A 4,725-nucleotide genomic window follows, 5' to 3' on the forward strand; every position below is an offset into this window, starting at 1 on the left:
CGCGTGCCGTTCATCGTGTCCTGGAAGAGCCGCATCAGTCCGCGCGTGATTGACGCGCCGGTGACCTCGATGGACGCGACTACCACCGCTCTCGCTCTCGCGAGTGGCGCGGCCACTCCTGTCCACGATGTCGCACCAGCAGCGGACAAGAGTGTCCGCCCCACACCGGCCCTCGACGGCGCGAACCTGCTGCCATTGCTCACCAGCAAAAGAACTGAGCTGCCCGACCGCACCCTGTTCTGGCGCGTCGGCATGAAGAGCGCGCTCCGCAACGGTGATTGGAAACTCATTCGCGATGGCAAGGAGTGGCGGCTCTACGACCTCACGCATGACATCAGCGAGACCCGAAATCTCGCCACCCAAGAACCCGCCCGAGTGCAGCAAATGTCAGCGCTCTGGGACAAGTGGAACGCCGAACAAATCGATCCCTTGTGGAAATAAGGAACCCAATTTGATGAAGCTCACACTCCTCGCCGCACTGCTGCTCGCACCGCCGGCCTCTTTCTTCCGCCAACAACAAGACGGCCCGAGAACAGCCCGCAAAGAATGACGTTGAGCATTCTCCGATCATCTCAATCGTTCACTCTACCCATCACCATGAAGCATCTCATCCTCTCCCTGCTCCTGCTCGCCAGCATCGCCCACGGTCATGAACCCGCAGCGCCCGCGCCCAAGGGCACAGGATTGAAGGTGCTGGTGTATTCCAATACTGGCTACTATCGCCATCCCGAAACACCGAAGATTAATCGCTGGCTCGTCCTGCTCGGTCACGAGAATGGCTTCGAGGTGGACGTGACGGAGCATTGGAAAGACATGCGTGCGGAGGAACTGAGCCGCTACGATGTGCTCGTGCTCAACAACGCCAACGAACTCGACAAGGTGCTGCCCGAGGAGCAGCGCAAGTCGGTGGAGGAATGGTTCACCAAGGGCGGTAAAGGCATCGTCGGCCTGCATGCCGCGCTGGTGCATCAGACCAAGTGGCCGTGGCTGAACGCGCTCGGCGGTTGCGACTTCAATAGCGACTCCGACTTTAGCAAAGCGAAGGTCACCATTGATCCCGCCGCGAAGGATCATCGCTCCGTCAAAGGTCAGCCTGCGGAGTTTTGGATCGAAGCCGACTGGACCAATCACGACCACGCTGTCACCGGCCAGCCCGGTTTCAACGTCCTCATGCGCGTGGACGAGACCACCTACACGCCGGTGCGCGACTATTTCAAAACCCGCAACGGCAAGCCCATGGGCGCGGATCATCCCATCGCCTGGACGCACGAACCCGCGACCGGCGGTCGCTTCTTTTATACCGAGTTCGGCCACGACCTGCGCTCCCTCGGCACGCCGTTCGCACGGCAGCACATTCTCGAAGCTATCAAGTGGGCCGCGAAGATGACGCCCGAAACAGCGAAGCAAAAGTAAGCCATGAAGCGCACCATCAGTCTCCTCACGGCATTGCTGCTGCTTCCACTCGCCAGGACGCAAGCGGCCAATCTGCCGAAGCCAAACATCGTCTTCATCTGCGCGGATGATTTGAACTTCGATTCCGTGGGCTGCTATGGCTGCAAGATTCCGGAGCTCACGCCAAACATCGACAAGCTGGCGGCAGAGGGGATGCGCTTTCAGCATGCTTATGCAACGGTCGCGGTCTGCCAGCCGGTGCGGGAGTTGATGCACTGCGGTCGGTATCCGCATCGCAGCGGAGCGATGGGATTTTATCCGCTAAAGCCGGAGGTGCGCACGCTGAACCAACAGCTCCGCGAGGCGGGCTATCTCATCTCGATGATCGGCAAGAACGGGCACTACCTGCCGACGAAGAGCTTTCCGGTGGATTTCGCGGAGCAGAAGATCAATCGCAGCGCGAAGGGACTCGCGGAGGCGACGGCGAAGTTCATCGGCATGGCGAAGGCGCAGGGGAAGCCGTTCTTCCATCATGTGAACTGCGGTGATCCGCATCATCCGCTCATCGGTGCCAAAGGGCCGGACGACTTGGCGGATGGCGATGCGCCGAGTCGTTTCATCAAGCCCGAAGAAGTCACTGAGGTGCCGGGTTTCCTCGAAGACTTGCCCGAGGTGCGGCGTGAGATGGCGCAATACTATACCAATGTGCGCAGGCTGGACGATTGCGTGGGAGCAGTGCTCCAGGCGCTCGATGAAAGCGGTCAGCGTGAGAACACCCTCGTCATGTTCTTCGGCGGCGATCACGGCATGGCGTGGGCGTTTGCGAAATCGAACGTGTATGAAAACAGCTCGCGCTCGAGCCTCATCTTCCGCTGGCCGGGTGTCATCGCGCCGGGCGGTGTGGACACGGCGCACTTGGTTTCCACATTGGATTTCACGCCCACACTGCTGGATGCGACCGGCACGGCGATGATCCCCGACATGGATGGGCGCTCGTTTCTGCCCGCGCTGAAAGGCAAGCGCATGGCGGGATGTGACCGTGTTTTCACCTTCTACAATCAAGGAGGCACCTCGCACTGGATGCCGATGCGCTGCGTGCGCACGAAAGACCGTGCCTACATCTGGAATGGCTGGAGCGACGGCAAGACCGACTACCAGGGCGGCTTGTTTTCCGAGAAAGGCCCCATCGCCAAAGGCACGGGTCTCGCCTGGCCAGCCATCGTCAAAGCGGCGCAGACAAATCCCGCCATCAAGGCGCGGGTGGAGATGCTGGTTCATCGTGTGCCGGAGGAGTTCTTCGACTTGAGCAACGACCGCTTTGAGCGTCACAACCTGATCGCTGAGGCCACTCGCCAGCAGGAGATTGAAGCCATGCGCAGCGATCTCCTGGCGCTCATGCAGCGCACCGGCGATCCCTTTGCCGAAGCCTTTGCGCATCGCGATGACCGCGCGGTTTATTTGTCAGCGAGAGACAAAGTGAACGCTCAGTTCAACAAGCCCCCACCGAAGAAGAAAACTCCCGCTGCCAAGTAAGACGCATCCACATCTTCACGCCCATTGTGTGGCAGCACATTCTCGAAGCCATCAAGTAGGCAGCGAAGATGACGGTGCCCCTTGAGAATCAAAAATAAGCCATGAAATGCAACTGGATGTCCTGGGCGGAGTTTCTGCCTGATCAGGCAATCCGCAGCTCACCAATCTCCGCGCTTTGCCGTCAGCACAAAGCATGAAATCCTTCTTTGCCTACATTCTCTTCCTCGCACTGACGCCTCTACTGCAGGGCCAGACGACCGTCAGTCTAGGCACGGGCAAAATCACCGGCTCCGTCACGGGGTTGAGTTCGGCGAATCCGAATGTCTCCGGCCTCAGTGCGGGCATCAGCTTTGATCTCACGATCACGGCCACGAGCGTCGCCACGCCCGTGCTCACGGTGACGAATCACAACGACGGCATCGGCGTTGCTGGCGGTGCCAACAATCTCGAAATGGACAACCTCAACAATCTCATCGCCGAGGATGATCAGTCGCTCGTTTTCACCCTGAGCAATGTCACCGGCCTCGCCGTCGGGCAGTCGCTGCGGATTTCCGGCATCGGCACCCGCTCCATCGGCACCACGACCAAACAATACGCGATCTTCGACGGCACCACCGCCACCAGCAGCGGTTCATTCAATACCTCGCCCTTTGCGATCTCCGTGCCCAATCTCGCCAGCGTGAAAATCACGGCGACGGGGCCCACCACCGCGCCCGCCTTGGATTCGCGGTTCATCCTCAATCAGTTGCTCCTCACCGTCACGGGCGGCGGAGGCACTGGCGGCAGCGCCAATGCGGCGGCGAAGATCACCCAGTCGGGCATTGATGGCAGCGATCATCCGTTCTTCACCTTCGATAGCGTCGCGGGGGAAAGCTACGAGATCCAATGCTCCACCGATCTGCTTTCGTGGACGCCGATGGCCACACTCTCGGGCACTGGCGGCTCCGTCACCTACACGGACGAGTTCACCCATGTCCCGAGCGTGCCGAGGCAGTTTCACCGCGCCAAGACGGTGCTCACGCCAAATGGAAACCTCACCAACACCACCCTCAGCATCACGCAAACGTGGGCACAGGAGCCGAGCGGCTACGCTCGCACCGCCGTCGTCCAGGTCCCCGCAGGCGCAGGGCCGCACCCCGTCGTCATCCTGCTTCATGGCAATGGAGGGACGGGCGCTGGCACCATTGGTGCACTGAATCCGCATGTCAGCACCGCCATCCGCGTGGCACCGGATGGCTACCTCACCAGTTGGAATGTCGATGGCGAAGCCTCCCAAGCACCCGACGTCGCTTTCATCCGCGACCTCATCGCGCTGCTAAAGACCTATGACAACGTGGATGCAGGCAAAATCTCCATCTTCGGCAACTCCAACGGCTCCGGCATGACGAACCGACTGCTCATTGAGCTCGATGGCGCCGCCTTTCAGAATGCAGGCTGCCAGGTCTCCCAAATGCTCGCCAAGATGCATCACGACAGCGCCTTCTGGTTCAATGCCACCGGCAGCAATGCCTACGACCAGACCATCGCGCCTGCCAAACGTCGCCGCATCATCAGCCTCAACGGCACGGTCGATCCCCTGATCCCCTACACCGGCGGGACGAGCGTCATCGGCACCTTCATCTCCGCCCAGGAGAGCATTTATCGCTTCGCGCAGGCGATGGGTGAAAGCGGCCCGCAACTGGCCGATGCCGCCGGCATCCCCGGCAACGGCACGAACGGTTACTCGGCCCCCTTCGTGAAATACACCTACCGCAGCGGCCAGTTCGTCCACTACAAACTCATCGGCGGCAATCACGGCCT

3 protein-coding genes and 1 pseudogene are annotated in these 4,725 nt (G+C 60.5%); all 4 read left to right on the plus strand.

All coding sequences use genetic code 11. The features are described 5' to 3' along the window. Window positions 1-441 (plus strand): annotated as a pseudogene (locus ACKVY0_RS15285) (hypothetical protein); the annotation flags it as partial. 156 nt (window positions 442-597) lie between these two features. Beyond that, on the plus strand, window positions 598-1,413 hold the full coding sequence (locus ACKVY0_RS15290; RefSeq protein WP_409215686.1) for a ThuA domain-containing protein: 816 nt from the start codon (window positions 598-600) through the stop codon (window positions 1,411-1,413). Between the two features lie 3 nt (window positions 1,414-1,416). Beyond that, window positions 1,417-2,925 carry a sulfatase gene (locus ACKVY0_RS15295; RefSeq protein ID WP_409215687.1) on the plus strand — a complete coding sequence of 503 codons (1,509 nt, stop codon included), beginning with the start codon at window positions 1,417-1,419 and terminating at the stop codon, window positions 2,923-2,925. Window positions 2,926-3,118: 193 nt separating this feature from the next. Then, window positions 3,119-4,725 (plus strand): hypothetical protein (locus ACKVY0_RS15300; RefSeq protein ID WP_409215688.1); only part of this gene is annotated, 1,607 nt, incomplete at its 3' end.

Source organism: Prosthecobacter sp. (assembly GCF_046154365.1).
Classification (GTDB): Bacteria; Verrucomicrobiota; Verrucomicrobiia; order Verrucomicrobiales; family Verrucomicrobiaceae; genus Prosthecobacter.

Excerpts from the sequence above, each read along its gene's own strand:
- ACKVY0_RS15290 (WP_409215686.1), top strand. The coding sequence starts at position 598 with ATGAAGCATCTCATCCTCTCCCTGCTCCTGCTCGCCAGCATCGCCCAC.
- ACKVY0_RS15295 (WP_409215687.1), top strand. The coding sequence starts at position 1,417 with ATGAAGCGCACCATCAGTCTCCTCACGGCATTGCTGCTGCTTCCACTC.